The 21,313-nt window shown below is 45.9% G+C and carries 18 protein-coding genes and 1 pseudogene; 4 read left to right on the forward strand and 15 right to left on the reverse strand.

The window, feature by feature from the left end:
• Nucleotides 1–38: 38 nt before the first annotated feature.
• The 8 genes from KSZ58_RS15810 to KSZ58_RS15845 all read right to left on the reverse strand — a co-directional run bounded on the left by KSZ58_RS15810 (nucleotide 39) and on the right by KSZ58_RS15845 (nucleotide 7,648).
• A complete protein-coding gene (locus tag KSZ58_RS15810; protein WP_009269650.1) occupies nucleotides 39–1,430 on the reverse strand; it encodes a glycoside hydrolase family 1 protein in 1,392 nt (463 codons plus the stop codon).
• A 589-nt stretch (nucleotides 1,431–2,019) separates the two neighbouring features.
• Nucleotides 2,020–3,063 carry a PTS fructose transporter subunit IIC gene (locus KSZ58_RS15815; RefSeq protein WP_002607938.1) on the reverse strand — a complete coding sequence of 348 codons (1,044 nt, stop codon included), beginning with the start codon at nucleotides 3,061–3,063 and terminating at the stop codon, nucleotides 2,020–2,022.
• Between the two features lie 5 nt (nucleotides 3,064–3,068).
• Entirely contained in the window at nucleotides 3,069–3,383 is a 315-nt protein-coding gene (locus KSZ58_RS15820; protein ID WP_002607937.1) for a PTS fructose transporter subunit IIB, read from the reverse strand.
• Entirely contained in the window at nucleotides 3,380–3,844 is a 465-nt protein-coding gene (locus KSZ58_RS15825) for a PTS sugar transporter subunit IIA (RefSeq protein ID WP_002607936.1), read from the reverse strand. Before KSZ58_RS15825 ends, KSZ58_RS15820 begins: the two co-directional genes overlap by 4 nt.
• Complete coding sequence (locus tag KSZ58_RS15830; RefSeq protein ID WP_009269651.1) at nucleotides 3,837–5,756, reverse strand: PRD domain-containing protein; 1,920 nt, start codon at nucleotides 5,754–5,756, stop codon at nucleotides 3,837–3,839. Before KSZ58_RS15830 ends, KSZ58_RS15825 begins: the two co-directional genes overlap by 8 nt.
• A 15-nt stretch (nucleotides 5,757–5,771) precedes the next feature.
• On the reverse strand, nucleotides 5,772–6,383 hold the full coding sequence (locus tag KSZ58_RS15835) for a bifunctional 4-hydroxy-2-oxoglutarate aldolase/2-dehydro-3-deoxy-phosphogluconate aldolase (RefSeq protein ID WP_008819593.1): 612 nt from the start codon (nucleotides 6,381–6,383) through the stop codon (nucleotides 5,772–5,774).
• Between the two features lie 292 nt (nucleotides 6,384–6,675).
• Complete coding sequence (locus tag KSZ58_RS15840) at nucleotides 6,676–7,437, reverse strand: DeoR/GlpR family DNA-binding transcription regulator (protein WP_008819592.1); 762 nt, start codon at nucleotides 7,435–7,437, stop codon at nucleotides 6,676–6,678.
• A gap of 13 nt (nucleotides 7,438–7,450) precedes the next feature.
• On the reverse strand, nucleotides 7,451–7,648 hold the full coding sequence (locus KSZ58_RS15845; RefSeq protein ID WP_217752798.1) for a hypothetical protein: 198 nt from the start codon (nucleotides 7,646–7,648) through the stop codon (nucleotides 7,451–7,453).
• Nucleotides 7,649–7,868: 220 nt separating this feature from the next.
• Here KSZ58_RS15845 and KSZ58_RS23240 point away from each other — a divergent pair, with 220 nt between their 5' ends.
• The 4 genes from KSZ58_RS23240 (at nucleotide 7,869) to KSZ58_RS15865 (ending at nucleotide 13,010) form a co-directional block, all read left to right on the forward strand.
• Nucleotides 7,869–8,531, forward strand: coding sequence for a collagen-like protein (locus tag KSZ58_RS23240; RefSeq protein ID WP_008819590.1), 663 nt, complete (start codon nucleotides 7,869–7,871; stop codon nucleotides 8,529–8,531).
• Nucleotides 8,532–8,732: 201 nt separating this feature from the next.
• A complete protein-coding gene (locus tag KSZ58_RS23245) occupies nucleotides 8,733–9,323 on the forward strand; it encodes a collagen-like protein (protein ID WP_009269653.1) in 591 nt (196 codons plus the stop codon).
• Between the two features lie 320 nt (nucleotides 9,324–9,643).
• On the forward strand, nucleotides 9,644–11,371 hold the full coding sequence (locus KSZ58_RS15860) for an exosporium glycoprotein BclB-related protein (protein WP_009269654.1): 1,728 nt from the start codon (nucleotides 9,644–9,646) through the stop codon (nucleotides 11,369–11,371).
• Nucleotides 11,372–11,546: 175 nt separating this feature from the next.
• Nucleotides 11,547–13,010, forward strand: a complete 1,464-nt coding sequence (locus KSZ58_RS15865; protein WP_142419775.1) for a collagen-like protein — start codon at nucleotides 11,547–11,549, stop codon at nucleotides 13,008–13,010.
• A 68-nt stretch (nucleotides 13,011–13,078) separates the two neighbouring features.
• On the opposite strand, the gene KSZ58_RS15870 is transcribed toward KSZ58_RS15865, so the two are convergent.
• The 7 genes and pseudogenes from KSZ58_RS15870 to KSZ58_RS15900 all read right to left on the reverse strand — a co-directional run.
• Complete coding sequence (locus KSZ58_RS15870) at nucleotides 13,079–15,427, reverse strand: ABC transporter permease (RefSeq protein WP_009269656.1); 2,349 nt, start codon at nucleotides 15,425–15,427, stop codon at nucleotides 13,079–13,081.
• Nucleotides 15,421–16,146, reverse strand: coding sequence for an ABC transporter ATP-binding protein (locus tag KSZ58_RS15875; RefSeq protein WP_008819585.1), 726 nt, complete (start codon nucleotides 16,144–16,146; stop codon nucleotides 15,421–15,423). Before KSZ58_RS15875 ends, KSZ58_RS15870 begins: the two co-directional genes overlap by 7 nt.
• 4 nt (nucleotides 16,147–16,150) lie before the next feature.
• Nucleotides 16,151–17,464: a hypothetical protein gene (locus tag KSZ58_RS15880; RefSeq protein ID WP_009269658.1), complete on the reverse strand. Its 1,314-nt coding sequence runs from the start codon at nucleotides 17,462–17,464 to the stop codon at nucleotides 16,151–16,153.
• Between the two features lie 135 nt (nucleotides 17,465–17,599).
• The gene (locus tag KSZ58_RS15885; RefSeq protein ID WP_009269659.1) at nucleotides 17,600–18,361 is read right to left on the reverse strand and encodes a hypothetical protein; all 762 of its coding nucleotides are present in this window, start codon (nucleotides 18,359–18,361) and stop codon (nucleotides 17,600–17,602) included.
• Complete coding sequence (locus KSZ58_RS15890) at nucleotides 18,351–19,775, reverse strand: HAMP domain-containing sensor histidine kinase (protein ID WP_008819582.1); 1,425 nt, start codon at nucleotides 19,773–19,775, stop codon at nucleotides 18,351–18,353. The genes KSZ58_RS15885 and KSZ58_RS15890 overlap by 11 nt, the downstream gene beginning before the upstream one ends.
• Nucleotides 19,759–20,427 (reverse strand): response regulator transcription factor, encoded by a 669-nt coding sequence (locus KSZ58_RS15895; protein WP_008819581.1) that lies wholly within the window; start codon nucleotides 20,425–20,427, stop codon nucleotides 19,759–19,761. Before KSZ58_RS15895 ends, KSZ58_RS15890 begins: the two co-directional genes overlap by 17 nt.
• Nucleotides 20,428–20,808: 381 nt before the next feature.
• Nucleotides 20,809–21,313: pseudogene (locus KSZ58_RS15900) on the reverse strand (hypothetical protein); the annotation flags it as partial.

The raw sequence follows: 21,313 nt of genomic DNA on the forward strand, positions 1-21,313 counted from the left end.
ATATTTTTGTGTGTTTAATCGTGCATTATCATACATTTTCAATCATCAAGCTGCTTTTTAGCCAATATGTCCTGAAACCAGTAAGCCGATTTCTTCGGAATCCGCTTTCCTGTTTCTATATCCAGCTCCAGCAGACCGTATCGGTTTTTAAACGCATTGATGGCGGACACATTATCAATATAGGACCAGACGAGATACCCATGACAGTGACAGCCTGCTTCCCTTGCTTTCAGCGCATACCGCAGATGTTCAGAAAGGAAGTCGATTCGATAATCATCGTCAATGCTACCCTGCTCGTTTCGGTAGCGCTCCTCATGTGCAATACCGATACCGTTTTCACTGATCAGCCAGTCCGGATTGCCATATTCATTTTTCAGGCGCATTCCAATATCATAGACAGCCTGTTCGTAAACCTCCCAGCCGCGGTCCGCATTGAATTTGCGATCCTCCTTGATCCATGGCTCGTAAAACTGCTTTGGATGAAAGGGGCCGGAATACGGATGACTGCGCGACTGCACGCGTATCGGAAAATAATAATCAATACCGAGCATAGCAATACGATGTGCTCGGATATGCTGCAAATCCTCTTCCGTATAGGTGAACATACAGTCATGCAGCTCAAGCTGATGCAGCAGCTCCGCTGGAAACTCTCCCTTCAGGTACGGGTCCAGATACAGACGCACATGAAACAAGTCGGCATACCATGCGGCTGTTACATCCTGAATCTCTCCGCTTTTCGCATAGACCGGCGTCATGTGCACCATAGCCCCCATGCGGCATCCATAGGAGCGATACTGCTCTATGCATGCGACTGCATACGAGGTTGCCAGTATCTTATGAAAATGTGCCTGGTAAGCGGTTTTCGGATCATGAGTGAACGGATACCATATGGCATCCATATATCCGTTGTCTATTGGTATGTTTGGTTCTGTAAAGGCGAACCACCAGGTTACCTGATCCGCAAAACGCCGCAGCACCTCTTTCACATAGATGATGTAGCAGTCCAGCGTTTCTCTGCCTGCCCAGCCGTTAAAGCGTTCGATAAGCACTGCCGGAAGGTCCCAGTGCTCAAGGGAAATCAGCGGCTCCATTCCCTCCTTCCGAATGGTTTTGATCACATCAAGATAATATGCAGCTGCCTCCTCATCCACGATGCCGGCTATCGGATCCTTCATAAACCGCGCCCATTGTATGGTAAAGCGAAAGGCTTTCATATGAAGAGATGCCATGGTATGAATATCCTCTTTGTAGCGGTGATAGAAATCAGCCGCCTTTTCCGGTCCGATTCCATTATGCCATTTTTCCGGTGCTGATGCATAGAACAGCTCTGCCCAGCTTTTCTGCTCTTTGCTTTTTCCTGCCACCCCTTCGATCTGCCATGCACTGCTGCTTGTTCCGATTAAAAAATCTTCAGGTATCGTCCTTATCATAAAACCCCTCTTTTCTTTATACTCTTATGATAAATCAGGAAGAGCAAACAGGAAAGCGTTTTCTTACTATTTCGTCTTGGTATTCATAAAAATTACGCATTTACATATCCTATACGCTGTAGTGAATTTAAAGCAGATGTCTTCCAATACGTAAAAACACTATCCAATATCTCATACTGCACTTTTTCTCGATAGCTTCTATAAGTGCATTTGATGCGGAATCCAGTGACAATCAGCTAAGATAAAGCAAACCTATCTCCTTATTCAAAAGAGACAGGTTTGCCTTATCACCATCAAAATAGAACCATATAATTTCATATATCTGATTCACTGTATAAGTTTACCGCATTTTTAACAAAAGCAGCAGACTGCCCGTATGTTGACAGCATATGATAGCTTCGTTTCTTTCTTACTTTAGGGTGTTTGCAAAAGGGAGACTTCAACTTCTATTGATAACTACAATCGTATGGAAGTCTCCCTATGTTAAGTTTACCTGCAATCGAGAAAGAGCCTATTACTTTCTTTTAATGCTGTATAGATTTCAGTAATTCTGCTCGAATAGCTGTTTAAGAATTTAAGAGCAAACTTTTTAGCGCTCCTCAAGAACATCCTTTTTCAATACCTTCAGCAGCAGTGCTGTGATGACAGAGCCGACAAGTATTGCAACAACAAACCAAAGTTGATTTTCTACGACCGGAAGTACAATGAATCCGCCATGCGGTACCGGGCATGCCACATTTCCAAAGGCCCCGATCAATGCCCCGACGATATTTCCGATAATACATGCAGGATACACAGCCTTCGGATCTTTGATAGCATACGGAATTGCTCCCTCTGTTATCCCCAGACATCCCATAATACCTACAGCTTTCGCATTATCACGTTCTTCCTCACTATATTTTTTCTTAGCAATAATCGTGGATAAAAAGATTCCAATCGGAGGAACAGCTACCAGAATTCTGAATATTCCATTAGGCTCCATGATCCCTTCATTGATCATAGAAAGTGTAAACATGGAGACAGCTTTTGTCACAGGTCCTCCAAAATCAATTTCACTAAAGAACCCCATAAACACTGCCAGCACAGCTTTTCCACTGCCGTTCAAAGTCACCATCAAATCTGACAGCGCCTGCATCAGAAAGGAAATCGGATATCCTATTATAAAATAATAAGCAAGGCCTAGTACAAGGACAGTTGAGATTGGAATGACCAAAATAGGCATGATGGAGCGAATCGTTTTCCCTACCTTTAATCCCTTCATCCATTTCGCCATATAGCCCGCAAGCAGACCTAAGATAAGTGCTCCCAGAAATCCTGCCTTAACCTCAACACCATTGATCATGATAGCATTGTTTGCAATATAACCTAAAATGAATCCCGGTGTAAGACCCGGTTTCCCGGCTACAGAATATGAAATATAGGCAGCGAATACAGGGATCATCATCGCCATTCCTGCTTTTCCCAGCTGATTCAAATAGGTCAGCAACGGCCCATTAGGAACAAGTCCTGTTTCCGTCTGCGTTGCACCCAATAAGGAAACTGCCAGGATCACACCACCGGCAACGACAACCGGCATCATAAAGGATACGCCACTTAACAAATGCTTTTGAATATCTTTCCAAATCGTTTTCATAATTATCAATTTCCTTCTACGAGTGCAACCGCTCTATCTACCAGCTTTTCCACATGCGAAATTGCTTCATCCACATCAGTATGTAATACACGCTTATTCTCAAATCGTTCCTCCCCCTCAATAACGACACTGACTGCCAGAATTACAACATCAGCTTGAGCTACATCCTCTTCACTTAGTTCATTTTCTATCCCCAAACCGCCCTGTGTTTCGATTTTCACATCAAAGCCTCTTTTTCTGCATTCCTTTTCCAGACACTCCTGTGCCATATATGTATGTGCAATCCCTGTTGGGCATGCTGTTATTCCTATAATTTTCATGTGTTTTCCTCCATCACTTTCTCATTAATTTCATGTAACATAACGAATACCTCGTGTTCATTATCCGCATTCCGCAATCGTTCCCTGAAGCTGCTATCCATCAATTTTTTACTGATTTCCGAAAGAAACCGGAGATGCAGGTTATTCTCATTTTTTTCAGGCACGGCAATCAGAAATATCAAATCCACCTCATTATTGTTTCTCGTATCCCAGATAAATTCATGCTTTGTTTTCATGAAGGATACAAATGGTTCTCTGACGCTGCTGCTCCGGCCATGCGGTATAGCTACTTTAAAGCCTACAGATGTGGGTAATATGTGTTCTCTTTCCTGAACACTTTTTAAAAACAGGTTTTTATCGCTTAATAATCCAACAGTATCTGCCATATCTGCAATATATGTGATAACTGTTTCACGATCACGGATATCTTTGTTTAAATATAAAAGATTTTCTCTAATCAAATCGGCTTCCTCCAAATATATATTTTATAACAGCCTTCTTATTCTTCATGGAAGACAGCTTTTCTATCATTTCCTTTGTTTTGATAAGTGAAAAGGCTTCTTCCAAAATAACCTTTGTTTTTGCTGTATCCTCGCTGTTCAATGCGAAAAATACAATCACCTTCACACGGTATTTAGACCATTTCACCGGCTCCTTATTGATCCATAAAGCCAATTGTGTTTTTCGTACAGTGGAAACTGCGCCATGAGGTATTGCACCTCCAACCGCGATATCCGTTCCTCCTTTCTGCTCTCTTTCCCATACACTGGTTTCAAAATGCGCATCTACACAGCCTTCTTTATTCAGGCCCATACAGACCTGATGAATAATTTCATCCTTTGTTATTTTCCCATCATTAATATAAATATTTTTCTCATGCAAATACTGTGGGATTTCAATAAAGCGTACATCCGCTTCCTTGGGTATTGATAACTTTTTCTTATATAGCTCTTCAATCCTCTGTATATCAGAATCATTGATCAGCATTGAAACAACTACAACCGGTTTATCAAGGCTTTTCAAAGGTATGGTTGACACTATAAAATCGATACTCCTTAATTCAAATGAGTTGATCGTATCAATCGATGCCGCTTCAATTATGTCTAAAGGCGGCAGGACACTTCGTATCCTGTTGGCAATCAATTCCGAAGTTGTTATCCCGTTTGGACACACAACCAAAATACGCTTACTCTTTTTTTTCTTCTCCAATGCATTCTGGAAATGAAGCATAAGAAAGCCAACCTCATCCTCAGTAAGCGTGACCCCAAGCGTTGTCCTTATAGAGTCCATAATCATCCAGGTCAAATCAAACATCAAATGATATTGCTGCTTAATTTCAAATAACATCGGGTTAGTGATATAAATTCGATTTTTCAACCGATATATCATCGGTTCCAGATGCAGACAGAGATTGTAAAACAAATCCTGATCCTGCGTTAAATCAACATCGACGCAGTTTGACATTCTTTCAATTAAATTCTCAACTATATGCTTAAATGGATTTCCCCGTCTATGTAAAGAGCTGTTGAGCATAATCCGATTTGCACTCAAATACATAGAAAGGAAATATATATCGCCATCCTCATAAGTGATGTTTAAATCCTTCTTCAGAATACGAAGTAAATCATCACCAATCAGATAATACATCATCGCCATTATCTGATCGCTGTAAAATGCATTATGGATAATTTTGTGATGGTATCCTTTTCTCAAGCGATGACATAATACAATCATGACATTGAACAGATTGATTAAATAATGCTGTGCAGCAATATATATGTTGAAATCATCCAGCGCCTGAATTGTTGTGTAGCATGCTGTTATAATATCTGTATCATAGAATTCCTTAAACAATGCCAGCATTGCATCATCCGTGAATGTCAGATTTTCCGATGCTATCAGATATTCATTAAATGAGATTAACGCCTTTTGCCATTCTATTTCTGTCCCCGTCAGCCTGGTACCGTTTTCATCTCCGATCAGTGACACTGTCGCATCATTTAAAATATGCTCTTTTATGTAATGGATATCTGCAATAATCGAGCTTACCCCCACCATATAACACGCAGAGGCTGATTGAAAGGTGATTCTATTTTCATAAAACAGTAGTTCTTTCATAAGCTGCTTTCTACGCTGCTCCGGCCGATATTTATCCATATGCTCTACAAAGCGGGCCTCTTTTCTGTTTTTCAGCTTTAATCCGGCACTAGGCTTTTTTTCAAATTCTATTCCCTGATTTTCCAGCTGCGCAATATCATTATGTATTGTTCGCTTTGATACAGTAAAAGTATCAGCAAGACTTTGAACAGTCATATAATTTTCGCTGTATGTTAATATTTCCAGTAGCTTTTTTTGTCTTTGCGCAGCCTTCAAGTGAATCTCTCCTATCTATAATAATTCTTTTTCGAATACTTCTAAAGATTTCAACATATGATCCTTTCGCATTTTCTGAATATCTTCCTTCTCAAAAAGACCGCCTGCCGTTCCTACATAAGTATAACCTGATTGTAAAGCTTTTTTCACATTTCCTGCCTGAATACCTCCGACCGCCATGAGAGGAAGCTCTCCCATTGGTTCACAGAGCTTTTTTGCATAATCAAAGCCTACTTCATTCGCTGGAAATACCTTTACGATATCAGCTCCCATTTCCAAAGATTCTGCGATTTCGGATGGTGTAAAAGCCCCGGGAACTGCAATCACATTGTGCTGCTTGCAATAATCGAGCATCTTCTGATTCATTTTTCTCGGAGATAAAACAAAGACTGCCCCTGCTGCAATCGCCTGAACCAGCTCATCATATGTCTGAACGGTTCCAGCGCCAATATGCAATCTCCCTTGAAACTCATCAGCAATCTTTTTGATGATTTCATATGCATTGCTGGTATTTAAAGTAATCTCCATGTTTTTCACATAGCTGCTGTTAATCAGAACTTCAGCAACACAGCGTACCTGCTCATAGGTATACCCTCTTAAAATCATCGTCACTTTCGATAATTCCATATCAAATCCTCCTTTACAGGAAAATAGTATCACGCATTCACACCCTCGAAAATGCCTTTTTTCTGCAACAATATTGTTGCAATTCTATTTACTGCTCCCGTATTTTATGCAAGCAATCGCATATAGAATAGTAGTGGGACACATTCATCACCTTTACCGTGATATAAGAAACTACAGGTCATACTGATCAAATTATCAGCATTTCTCCTTAAGGAAAAAAGCAAAAAAAACCAGTGCCTTTCACTATTTGCGAAAATGCTTCCGGTTTTTTTATACAATATCCATATATTGCTTATTCCACAAATTTCATATTCTCTGGCAGGTTTTCCACAGTCTCATCCAGCCTATTGCAGAATATCTGTTCAAAGGCATCCGCATTTGTGAATTTGCAGAAGCCCTTTACAAACAGCTTGCTGTCATCGATCAGCAGATAGCTGTGATTGCTGTTTTTCATCGCAATTTCCTTCAGTTCCCTGGTTCCCATTTCCGCAGTATAGCATTGCCCGCTGATAGGGTCCATGCCTGCACAGCCGATAAAGGCTCTGTCGAAATTATACAGACCAAGCATATTCTGCGCCATCGGTCCCTCACTCATGTGATATTTCGCATTGAAATCTCCACCGATGATGATGATTTGTGCAACCGGATCGTGCAGCCGCTGTACAATCAGCTGGTTATGCGTCACGATTTTGATGGGACGGCTTTGCAGATAGTCAATCATGGCAACGATACTGGTTCCTCCATCCAGAAAGACACATTCACCATCCTCAACAAGCTCACTGGCACTGCGGCAGATTCTGGATTTTCTGTCAAAATTGATCAGCATACGATCCTGCATCAGCAGCTCTCTGGATTCCGTCAGAATCTGATTCAGGCTTTCTCTGACAGCACCGCCGTGCACTCTTCGCACCTTTCCTTCCTGCTCCAGCTCCATCAGATCGCGTCGAATCGTGGTCTCACTGATGTTAAGCTGCTTTGCGACATCCCGTACATGGATGGTTCCTTCTCTTTCCACCTTCTGCAGCAGATATAATTTACGCTCTGTAGACAGCATACAATCACCTCATTTATGTTAACAGTATAGCATACGCAGGACAAAAAGTCCGCAATATGATGTAACAAAGGTTAGACAAATCAGAAAGAAGAAAGAGCATTCCTGACAGCAGGGCTTCGTTATGGCTATGGTTATCTCTGACAGCTTTCCCTGTTTTTATACCCTTACGGATGTTCAATGGAAACACATCAACACCTGTTTCATCCGCCATGGAAATTCACAACAGCATACAGACACCCTGCATGAAACTGAATATGCCTGTCACTATCTAGGACTTCATCTATTAACCGTTATGGCTTTATATATATGTATATAGCTTACAGAAATACAAGTCTCTCTGGGATATCGTCAATACATATTTATGCAGACAGCATAGCTTATACTGTATCAGAAAGTGAGGTGAGCAGTATTATTATGATGATTATGCCTGCATGGACAATTGCTGTGCAGAGCAGGCGCCATCCTGCAGCAGTGCTGAAAGCTGCTGTTGTGAGGGACCACAGGGTCCGCGAGGATATCGTGGAGCTACCGGACCAACGGGTGCCACAGGATCAAGTGGAGCAACAGGCGCTACCGGTCCCACAGGACCTGCCGGGTCTTCGGAAACCGTTTGCTGTGACTGTAAGGAGCAGATAAGAAATATCCTCCAGCAGATCATTACGCTTTATCCGAATCAGGATTTATTTATTACGCTGGAAAGCGGAGATGCCGCTGTCGGACGTGCAGGCGCACTGCTATTGGGACCGAATGGACGTACCGGCGTATTCGAGGTTATAAACTCTCAAAATACTTCCCAGTATCTATCAATCTGCAGTATTGATACGATTCAGATCAATGATGCCGTGTACAATGACGCCATTGTATATTTACCAGAGCCGGTGCCTGCCTTGACGGATTGCTGTGCTGATTGTGATGCTGTTATCCGTTCTCTACTCCCGGTAGGAAGAGAAAATGTCTATATCACTACCAACACACAGACGCCTTCCATTGGAACGGTTATAAGAAATGAATATGGTATGATTGTTCTTGCCAATCAGACAAACAGGAATATCACCTTTGTTTCAAGCTGCAGTATAGATTTATTTATCCTGTAAAGGGATGCGCGGAGGTTAGGACATCTCCGCTTTTTTCTGCCTCCATAGCAAGCCGGCGGAGGTATTGCCATAAAGATGCCTGGAAGCAGGTGAATCTTCCCTGTGTTATGTAAAGAAATTGCAACGGATATGGGAGAATGTAAATACAGGATTTGTTTGTTCCCCATATACTGGAACGTATTAGAAAATGAGGTGAAAGCTATGCACTATGATGAATACGATGACAGCTGCTGTGATCCATGCAGTATGCCCTCCTGTCATCCATATGACTGTACACCGTGCTGCTGTCCGGGGCCGCGCGGTTTTCAAGGTCCGACCGGGGCAACAGGACCTATTGGAAATACGGGGCCGACAGGAAATACAGGTGCCACAGGTCCAACCGGGACTTCTGTTATCACGAATGCACTCTCAGCACTGAATATTTCCGCTGCTACCGTTTCGGTAACATCCGATGGGACGAATATTCCTCTGCCTGTTCAGCCCTATATAAACGGATTTACGGCAAATGCTTCGAATACGCAGTTCACAGTTAATCAAACAGGTACCTATTTCATATCCTATGTTATCAAAATGACATCCGGATTGCCAATGTCATCAAGAGTAACACGGAATGATACGCCGATATTAAATTCTATCAGTACGTCCTCAACATCCTCAAATGAATATAGTGTATCATTTATGCAGTCTTTAACAGCAGGGGATGTTTTATCATTACAAATTTACGGAGTAAATGGTACGGTTACCCTGCAATCCGGCACCGGAGCATCATTAAATATTGTTAGAATAGCCTGATGTATAGAAACAAGATTCTGACATTTTTATCACAATACCTGAATATTTGCATTCTATTAACTGATATCCTCTGGTCCTGCAATACCATTCACATCATGTGACTGGTATTGTTTTTACGAGGGGATACCCCAAAGGAGTATCCGATGAAAAGTCTGAAGACGCTATCCTTTCGTTCTATGTAGGATGTACTTCAGACAGATTAGAAAAAGGAGTGCTTTTTTTGCTTTGGGATATGTATTTATATAAAATCCGGGACTTTAACACGACACGAATTTTTATCTTACATATACTGTACTGTTTTAGAAAGTGAGGTGAGCAATATGCATTACGATGATTATAATTACCATGATGACTGCTATGGCGAGGATGCTTCACCCTGCAGCTGTGACTGTAACAGCTGTTGCCAGGGACCGCGGGGACCACGCGGATTTCGGGGAGCAACCGGACCGACGGGTTCAACAGGGGCTACCGGGGCGACTGGACCGGGTGTAGGCGCTACCGGGCCTACTGGAGCTACCGGGGCGACCGGAAATACAGGACCGGCAGGATTACGCGGAAATACCGGACCGACAGGAAGCACAGGAGCTACCGGAAACACGGGAGCTACGGGCATGACACCTGTGATTACCGTTGCGGGAACCATTACCGGAGATCCGGGAACACAGGCCAGTGTCACTGAGACATTTACACCTTCCGGCGCTTCATTGCTGTTCACTATACCGGCAGGACCAACGGGTCCGACCGGAAGCACAGGCTCAACCGGAGCTACTGGAAATACCGGACCCATCGGGCCAGCAGGCGCTACGGGGGCGACTGGTGCCAGCGGCATAACAGGAGCTACTGGAAATACCGGAGCGAACGGTGTAACCGGACCAACAGGACCTATGGGTAACACCGGAGCCAACGGCGTTAGCGGACCAACAGGCAATACCGGGGCGACAGGACCGACCGGTGCGACGGGAAGCACGGGGCCTACCGGACCAACGGGACCTGCCGGGGCTACCGGTATTACCGGAGCAGCTGGTGGAATCGGTCCTATCGGACCGACCGGGTCAACAGGCAGTACCGGAGCTACCGGAGGAATTGGACCAACCGGAAGCACAGGGGTAACAGGACCGACCGGGGCTACCGGAAACACTGGAGCTGACGGCGTAACAGGACCGACCGGAGCAACGGGAAATACCGGAGCCGATGGTGCTGCCGGGCCTACCGGACCGACTGGTGCTACAGGAAATACCGGTTTAACAGGTGCTACGGGACCGACCGGGGCTATGGGAAACACCGGGGCTGACGGTGCTACGGGACCAACTGGTGCCACGGGAAATACCGGACCGGATGGTGCTGCCGGGCCTACCGGACCGACAGGCGCTACGGGAAGTACCGGTTTGACCGGAGCAACGGGACCGACAGGAGCAACCGGAAACACCGGGGCTGATGGTGCCACAGGACCGACCGGAGCCACTGGTGCTACGGGAGCTGATGGCGCAATCGGTGTCACTGGAGCAACCGGAGCTACCGGTCTGGCAGGAAGCTCTGCAATCATTCCTTACAGCTCCGGTATTCCGCTATCACTAACAACGATTGCAGGCGGACTTGTTGGTACACCGGGCTTTGTCGGCTTCGGCAGCTCTGCGCCAGGTGTCAGCATTGTAGGTGGTGTTATTGACCTGACCAATGCAGCCGGAACGCTGACAAACTTTGCATTTTCCATGCCAAGAGCAGGTACCATAACTTCCATTTCTGCTTTTTTCTCAACCACTGCCGCTTTGTCGCTGGTTGGCTCCACTGTAACAATCACAGCAACACTTTATCAGTCTACAGCACCAAACAATTCCTTCACAGCTGTCCCAGGAGCAGTTGTGACACTTGCTCCGGCAATAACCGGAGTAATCGCTATCGGAACAATATCCTCCGGTACAACAACAGGTCTATCGATTGCAGTTACAAACCAGACCAGACTGCTGCTTGTATTCACTGCTACTGCTGCCGGATTGAGCCTTGTCAACACAGTTGCCGGCTATGCCAGCGCAGGAATCGCTATATCCTGATAGACAAATGCACATCCGCATCGTTTTTCTTTCATAAAACCGGACAATCAGTTAACAGCTGATTGCCGGATACTTAAAAAAATCATGTCTTTTCATCGGAACCGGGACAATACCATTCCCCATTTTTAAGCTCAGCCATATACTAAAATGAATTAACATAAATGAGGTGAACGATATGCATTATGATGACTATGATTTTGATGACAAAAACTGCTGCAATGAATGCAGTTCTTCATCCTGTGACCAGGGTGACTATGATGTATGCTGCTGTCCTGGACCGCGGGGGCCGCGGGGATTCAGAGGTCCGGCAGGGGAAGCAGGTGCCACTAGTGCTACAGGAGCTACCGGAAATACAGGTCTCACCGGCGCTACGGGCGCTACCGGATTATCTGAGACGATAACCATTCGTTCCACAACAACAGCTGACCCGGGAACACCGGCACAGGTACATGACAGCGGGGGACCAAATCATGTACTGGATTTCGTTATTCCCCGCGGTGATACCGGAGTTACAGGGGCTACGGGACCGACAGGACCCGGCGTTGGAGCTACCGGGCCGACAGGCGCAACTGGTGCTACTGGAAATACAGGGGCAACAGGCCCTATCGGAGCTACAGGACCAACTGGGGCAAACGGAAATACCGGACCGACGGGTGCCATTGGCGCTACGGGTGAAAATGGAGCAACTGGGCCTACCGGACCTGCCGGACCGACAGGGGCTACCGGAAGTACAGGCGCTGCCGGAGCAACCGGTGTAACTGGTCCTACCGGAGATATCGGACCGACAGGGCCGACGGGAGCTACCGGTAGTACAGGCGCTGCCGGGGCAACCGGTGTAACTGGTGCTACCGGAGATATTGGGCCGACAGGACCGACGGGAGCCACGGGACCAACTGGGGCTCCCGGAAATACAGGTGCTACAGGTACCACTGGTGTTACAGGGGCCGATGGTGCCATCGGACCGACAGGTCCTATTGGCGATCCAGGCCCACAGGGGGAACCAGGGCCGCAGGGAGAACCCGGACCACAGGGTGAACAAGGACCGCAGGGTGAAACAGGAGCTACACCGATTGTAAGAGTTGGAAGTACGACAACCTCCGAACCAGGTACTCCTGCCGATGTGTCCTACGTTGAAACACCGGACGGCATTGAGCTGAATTTCATCATCCCGCGCGGGGATACTGGACCAGGCGGTGGCGGAGGAGGTCTACTTGCCTATGGTGGTAAGTATAATGATTCCGCCCAGACACTGAATTTGTTAATCGGTGCTGAGCAGCAGCTGCCTCTTCCTGTGGATATGCCTGCTTCCAATGTTGACCTTGCTCCTGTGAATGCATTAACCATAGTTACCAGCGGTGTCTATGAAATCAACTATATGTTCAACGCTTCCGCTTCACTGGGAGCTGCCGTTACCCTTGCTGTACGACGCAACGGTGCAGCCATACCGAGTACGGAAGAACGCCATCTGCTGGCAATCGCAACAGAGTCCATCTATTCCGGCAGTGTGATTGAAACCTTATCAGCCGGTGATATAATCGATATGGCAGTCAGTGCGGCTATCGCCTTAACGCTGACCCTGAGTACAGGCGTTACCGTCACACTGAGTGTGAAGCGTCTGGATGATGCTTTGGCAAACTAGCAGCACTGTCTTAAAGAAAAACACCTCCCTTCTGCTTACATGCAGCTATGAACGGGAAGTGTTTTTTCTTATACATGCTTTTCAAAGGAACGGGCAAGGCGGTAGCATGCAATGGAAAACAGAAAATAACCAAGGATGGAAAACAATAGATTCCACATTCCGGAAACAGATGTCATACAGCTTTCATTATACAGCAGCGGATACAGACTCACCGCATCCAGAACATGAATACCGGCGGCAGACAGTAGCAGTGGAAACAAAAAAATCAACAATGCCGATAACAGCGTAAACAGCTGCTGACGGACACGGACAGAAACCATAAAGCAGAACATGATAATCGGAAGCAGGGCACACATTCGAAGGATTGCCGCCATTATCATAAAGCCTGCAATATGGATACCGGCTGGCAGCTGTGCAAACTCCTGCAGGGACGTAATCGACGCTGTAATGCATGGAAATCCATAGGTTTTTGCATGAAGGAGCAGCTGTGGAAGACGCGCCATGATAAACAGGGCAGTACCGCATAGTAATGCAAGTATCAGCTTTCTGTTTACCAGCGCCTTTTTTGCATGCACGCATGTCTGTAACAAAATCTGCCGTTTATTGCGATATTCAATGCATTGAAGATTCGCTATACTCAGCAGAAACAGGAAGAGAAAGATCAGTGTACTCCAGCGATCAGATACAAAAAACTGTCGCCGATAGCCAAAGGGAGCTACAAACTGACGTGAGGAATCCTGCTTTACATATTCATATTCCTGCAGCACCTCCTGAAAGGTTTCCTCCTTTAACAGCATGTTGGAAATCGGCTCCACCTGACGGCGATACTGCGCCATACTGATTTCTTTTTGATCAAGACGCTGTTGCAGACGTGCCTCCTGTTTGTGCAAATCCTCATAATAGGTCTTTTCCTTCTGAAGAAACTGCTCCTTTTCTTTGGTCAGCTCCCCCTGCAGCGTTTGCATATAAGAGGACCACAACCGTTCCTTTTCACTTGTATACAGCTGCGTATGCGAATAGCTGTACAGCTGAAATCCGGCAAAAGCCAGCAGGACGAGCGCTATTTTCTGTACCCAGAAAAGCTTATAGCACTCCTGTACCCATAAACTGCAGGTGACGGGCATATGTATACGCTGTATCCATGCCGGAAGCTGACAGCTGCGACCAGAGCGCTCCACCATGATATGCAGCAGCACGAACAATAGTACAGCCGTAATGAAAAGCAGGCTGCCGTAAAGCAATGTTAGGGATACAGGCTGTTGAAACACATTGAAATTCACATAGCCCTGTAACAGCTCAATCACCTGAAACAGGCGAATCGGATTCAGATAATACAGTACACGGAAGGTCCCGGTCGGAGATAGGAATATATGCATGAACAAGGATAACAGAACACAGGCAATCATACTGAGACAGCTGATTACCCTATGCTTAAAAACCGTGCAGAGAAGCAGCATTGCCTGAGCGAAAATAAAACAGATGCATATCTTCAGAAAGAAAAACAGCAGAAGAAACTGGAAAATACTGATCGGCAGCGTGGATTGCTGAAAAGCCGCAAGCGATTGCAGGGAAGCAGACAGGTGAATGCCGCCATACGCAAGCTCCATAAGCAGAAGATTACTGCCGTAAAACAGGCCAACAATCACAGCGGAGGATACTGCAATGGAAGCTGTCTTCGTATTCATATAGGTATGCCGGCCGCGTAAAGTCCCATACAGCATCGGCTGCAGCTTTCTTTGACTCTCCTGCTGAAATACCATGGTCGCAAATAGAAAAATTGCAAGCATGACAAGTACAGCGGTTATGGGATATGATAACGCCTTCAGCAAGGCATCCTGCAGCTGAAAATCAATAGATACTGTATGCATTGCCGCATAATCCTCTTTGCTTTTCTCTATATTGCGGATGGAGAAGCTGTCTTCCTTTGCAAATATGGAAATAGCGGATATCGTTTTTGCCTTCTGTTCGACCTCTTTGAGAAAATCCGCATACCGCTTCACCGTATCCGCCTGTTTTATAATCGGCTGCAAGAAAGCATTTTCCGCTTCCAGATCACCGGTATATAAAGAAGGTATAGTTCCGCTTTGATCAAGCTCGGGAAACTGGTCGCGCAAGGCTGCAATCCGCATCTCCGCCTGCGGGTCGTGCTGTGTTTTCAGATTGCGGATTTGTTCACGTACAAAGGCGAGCTCCACGTCGTGTGCATGCCCCTGCAGATACGTAAAGCGCTCATCACTGGATAAGGTCTGCAGATGGGTGGATAATTTCTGATAGGCTGTTGTTTCTGCGCCCTGCTGCCCCCATGTTTCGTAGGAAAGAAAGCCGATATTGCATAACAGCAGCAGGAAAAGAAACAGCAGAAACCTTTTATTTTTCCACAGCTTATACAGCTCCATTGCATACAGATTTTTCAACATGATGCTTCCCCGGCAAACAGATGCAGATACAGCTCCTCCAGTGAAGCGATACCGGGATGGCAAAGCAGCAGCTCATCAACACCACCCTGTGCGATCAGCTTGCCCTGCTTTAAAAAGATAACCTCATCTGCAATGGATTCCACATCACTTACCACATGGGTTGCAATCAGCAGGGTATGCTCCTCCTTCAGCGAATCAAACACACGACGAAGAGACACCCGCTCCTTCGGGTCCAGGCCTGCCGTCGGTTCATCGAACAGCAGAATTTCCGGACTCCCCAGCAATGCCTGCGCAACCAGGATACGCTGCTTCATACCACCGGAATATGCACCGCAGCGCTGCTTGAGGTGCTGTTGCATATTCACAAGCTCTGCGACACGCAGCACCTCCTTTCGTATCTGCTTTCTGTCAATGTTTTTCAGCAAAGCCATATAGGTCAGAAACCGTTCCCCGCTGAATTCATCATACAGTCCCTGCTGCTGCGGAGCATACCCGAGCAACGCATAATACGCCTGCTTCAGCTCACGGATATCCTTATCATTGTACAAAACACTGCCTTCCTCATAGTTCAGCTGATTGCACAGGATATTCATCAGCGTTGATTTTCCGGCACCGTTGGGGCCAAGAAGTGCATAGATGCCATGGGAAAGACGCAGGTCGATATGATGCAGCACCCTTTTATCCGCATAGGATTTACTTACATTTTTGATTTCCAGCATGCTGCTATTCCCCTTTCACAATGACATCCACCGGTATATAATCCGCCTTGTTGTTCCAGTAGTCCTTCTTTTTTATCAATCCGTAGGCATAGCTGCTTGCCTCATACTGATCCGTACCTGCCCATGTCTTCTTTACCTCTCCGACCTGATCATAGATGACATAATACATGTCCCTGGATTCTCCAAGCAGGCGGATCGGCTCCTGTGTATCCGACATTTGCAGCGTAGCCGGTTTCAAGCTGTCATCCTTCAAGCTGTATATATATTCCTTTTCTCCCAGATACAGGAACAGATGGTCATCCTCTCCGAACATCAAGCTGGCTGATGATGTATCCAGCTGCTTTCGAGCATATACCTTGCCAACCTTCATATTCAGCTGCTTCAGCATGCCGCCGGTATCCGTATAATAGATACTGTCGTTGACAAAGACACCCAAAGTATCCGCATCTGTATGAAAGCTTTTTTCCACCCTTCCGCTATCCACATTGACGCGTTCATACGCAATCTCGGCCTGCTGTGATGCGCGGTCATAGCCTGCAAAATCCCCCTTATCCAAAAGCTCTTCCGGATCTTCTTTATAACGGTAGGCATTGACGATAAGATTTCTTCCCATACACCCCAGAATGCTTTTGTTCTTCATATCCGCAACCACCTTTTGTTCGCCGCTGCTCAGTTGTATGGCATACAGCTTTTTTTCACGGACCACCTGTACGGCGGAGCTCATTTCTCCCTCTTCGGTACTCACATTCTCCGTTTTCTCCACAGGAACATACAACACATCACCGGCTACTGCCCAATCCTCATAGCTGAAGCCATAGCCGCTTGGAAGCTGACAGAGCTCTTTGCGGTTCTTACCATCCAGATCCATTTGTAAAATTCTAGCAGGTACGGTTACAGTCTCATTTTTTTCATTGACAACACTATCCTCATTTGCTATCAGATATACATGGTCCTGCTGAACGATCAGCTGCGTAATCATATCCAGACCTGCATAATATGAGGTGCAGGAAGTGTCATTGTGTCTGCACTCCGGCTTATCACATAAAAAGATTTCTTTCTTATTCTCATAATCGGTATATAAGATATTGGAATACAGGTTCCCTCCACCGTTATCGATGGTTTTTATACGGTAAAAGCCCTGTTCATTTCCATCCCCCTGATTGAGGGAGCGAAACGACCATCTCTTTAGCTGCAGCGCTTCATTGGAGGCACTCTGCTTCTGTGGTTTACCGCCAGCTTTATCCGATATGGCTTGTTCCCTGCTTACACAGCCTGCAAGCAGTGTAATACAGCAAAGCAGCATGCATAGTTTTTTCATTATATCATCTCCTTGCTGCTACTTTAGCATCCGGTTGTATCACAGTTGTATAATCTGCGAGTATCTTCTGTTCACCGTTAATAAGATGCAGCGTTGACAAAAAACAATAGAAAAAAACGCCGATATTCAGCGTTCTCAAGGCTGTATATAATTATACAATGTCGTAGAGGTATGCTGCCCCAATGGTGTGATTCCCATCGTAAATCGTGAGGAATCCCCTAAATCCTCCACCTCGCAATACACCTGTACCTTCGCCTGATAGGATTCATAGCCATATCTGGTATAGGTCCAGTCCTTTAGGGAATCAAGACCCAGATACTGAATCATATTCCAGGCGAATTCCTTACGCTCCTGTTCGCTGTACTGCTTTACCTCATGCCTGTAAAATTCAAGATTCAAAATCTTTTCGGTCTGCTTGTCCAGTGTGAAATCCCCGATATTATCATTCGCTGTATTTAGGCGGTATACCTGATTCAGCTGCCAGACACCGCTTTTTTCACTCATATGGGACAAAGTGCCGAATTCGACGGAAAAGGGCTCCCCCTTCTTCAAATCCAGCAGCTCATAGGGAAAGATTCCCTGTGCAAGCAGCTGATTCAGCTCCCTGCTATATTTCTTTTTTACCTCTGTAAGCTGACTCTGCTGCTTCTCTGTATAGGCACTCATATCGGACAGATGAAAGCTTTCATTATCCATCATGGTTTCATTACCCTGATAGAAATTGGCATATACTCTGGAGACAACCGGATAGTTTTTGGCGATATCCTCCGTGGATGACTGCCACACGATATCCTTATCCACTGCAACGCTGTCCTGGATGTAAAAGATACCCAGCGGCAGCAATACAGACAGACTGCAAACGCCCAGACACAAGGCAAATGCAATTCTAGTTTTCATGATCGACCACCTCCAGCAGCATCGCAACAACCGTTCCCTCATGCAGTTTACTGGTAATCAGCAGGGGACTGCCATGCAGATCGCAGATTCGCTTGACGATACTCAGGCCAAGACCTGCACCGCCCTGTTGCCGGGCTCTTGACTTATCCGCCATATAAAACGGCTGGGATGCCTGCTGGATATCCTCTTCCCGCATACCGATTCCATGATCCGTTACCGATATGCGATAGCTCTTCCCGCACAGCTCTCCCTTTACGAGTATTTCCTGAGCGGCGTCGGATGCCTTGATGGCATTATCGATCAGATTGCGCAGGGCACTGAAGAGCAGCTCCTCCAACGCATACACCGTACAGGAAGCACAATGGAAGCAAAGCCGATCCGTAATGGAAACAGCATCGTAATATTGGCGCAGCTGCTTCACCACACTGGCAATAGAAACGGGCTGCAGCTGTATGTCCTTCCCGCTCAGGGATAGAAGATCCATTAGGGTATAGGACAGTTTTTCCAGACGCTTGCCCTCTGTATAAATATAATCCGCACATTTTTTCCTTGTGTCCACATCACAGTCATACGTGCGCAAGGTGTCCGCAAACCCGAGAATCGCCGTCATCGGTGTCTTGATTTCATGGGCAAAATTGCTCATAAAATCCTCCCGCTGTGCAAGGTTTACCTCCAGCTGTTGAATGGTCTGCTGGGTCGCTTTTGCCATCTCATCAAAGCTGCGGCTCAGCTCTCCGATTTCATCATCACTCTGGATACTGGTGCGTTTCTCATAATTTCCGGATGCGATGCGGCGGCTTGCCTCATGCAGCTTCAGAATCGGTTTGCTGAGATAGACGGACAGCCGCTTCAGCAGCAGAAAGGAGAACAGCAGGACGCACAGCAGTGTGAGAAAAAAGGTTTGAAACTGCCGGTTTCGCTCCTGAAAGCAGGATGTGATATCATAACCGCTTTCCAAAAGATAGGTGAATTTCCCAACGGTGATCTGACTGCTGACCAGCATGATACGGGAATTGTTATAGGAGACAATGCGATAGGTCTGCGGATCATTCAGCGAATGCTCTTCAAACAGCTTTTTCTCCCCTGTCGCATACAGCACGGTATGCTTTGTATCCAGCAAAGCATACTGGGTTTGCGGCTGGTTCATATGACTGGCAACCTGCTGAAGATAATACATTGAGCGGCTTCTTATTGCCTTTTCATCACTCCCAAAGGAGGTCAGATTGGATGTGGCATCCTGTGTCAGCTTGGATTCCAGAGAAAAGGATTCCAGATCGTGCGTCTGCATATTGCGGGATATATAGGATTGCAAAAGGTGGTCATGATTCTGTACCATCATAAAGGTTGCGCCGGTGGAAAACAGAATCGCGATAACTGCAGTGCTGCTCAGTGTGAGCTTATCGCTGAACTTCATCCTTCACCTCCAGCATATAACCGATTTTATACACGGTCTGAATCACCCTGTGCCAGTCCAGCTTCTTGCGCAGACGCTGTATATGCAAATCCAGGGTGCGTGTCTGTTCAAACTCCTCCTCATGCCAGACCTTTTCATACATCGTATCGCGATACAGTGCGATATTTTTATTTTGAACCAGATACAGCAGCAGCTCATATTCTTTTTTTGTCAAAGCGATGGTGCGGTTCTCCTTTTCCACCAAACGGGTCGCTGTATGAATCGTGACATCCAGTACATGGATATCCTGCATACTTTTATGATAACGGCGCAGCACACTTTCCACTCTTGCCGTAAGCTCATCCACCGCAAACGGTTTCACCAGATAATCATCCGCTCCCATATGCAGACCCTTTACGCGGTCCTGCACACTGCCCTTTGCCGTGATAAAAATTACCGGAATCTGCAGCTGTGCAAGATATTCCATCAGTTCATAGCCATTGATTTTCGGAAGCATGATATCCAGCAGAACCAGATCATAGCTTTGTTTCTCCACCATTGCTGCCCCCATTTCCCCATCCTGCGCATACTCGCATTCATAGCCGACTCTTTTCAGATTCAGCATCATCACCTCTGCGATGGCCCGTTCATCCTCAACAATCAGAAGCCGCATGCTATCACCTCTTTTCTGTATGATACATAATTTTTGTATCCAAATTGTATCCTGTCATCTTTTATTTTACCATACTTTATTAGAAGCCGCTTGCTCTTTAGCTGGCGGTAGTTCACAACCATTCCGTACAGCTTCCATGAAGTACTTATCAACTTAAAAATACAAATAGCAATCACTACAGTGTATCTTAAACAGTATTGCCATTCATCAGCACACCTTCATGCAGGAAAAGGCATAGCAAATGGTAAAACATTACCTACAGCCCTGTATACAGAGATAACGCTGATTACCGAAGAACCTGAAAAGAAAAGTCATCCCTTTTCTATACAGGATGGCTTTTCTGTTGTGTTCTAAGTATTTTATTCTGGAATTACAGACAGCTTATTTCTTGTCAGATTTATGTAATCGTTTTCTGAGTGACTCAAAGGTATCACATTCCAGTAGTAAAGTGGACACAATCTGCATTTGCTCCTCAGTTAATGCCTGCAGCCACGTTGCGCAATCCTCATGAAACTTGATTTGCATCTGTCTGTGTAAGAGCTGCCTCTCTCCTTCCATTTTTCCGGCAGCTTTTCCCTCGTCAAAGCTGTCACGCAAGCCGTTGCGGTAACGTGCCTCTCCCATTTGAATCGCCATAGCCGTTGACCACAGCTCATCATCCTTCTGCATTTCCTCATACTTGTTCATGAATACCCTCACCAGCCTTTCCTTTGACTTCAGTATATCATTTTTTTCATTATTTTCAAACAGATACACCAACTGTTCAAAGTCATTCAGCCTCTGCATTTCCTTCTCCTTTACGATGTCATTGATTGCCGGCATATGAACAAAGGTGCGAAGGATGAGCGGATAGCCGCTTTCATCTTCTCCCTGCTCATTACGCATC

It is taken from the genome of Erysipelatoclostridium sp. DFI.2.3 (assembly GCF_019132535.1).
Taxonomy (GTDB): Bacteria; Bacillota_I; Bacilli_A; order Erysipelotrichales; family Erysipelotrichaceae; genus Clostridium_AQ; species Clostridium_AQ innocuum.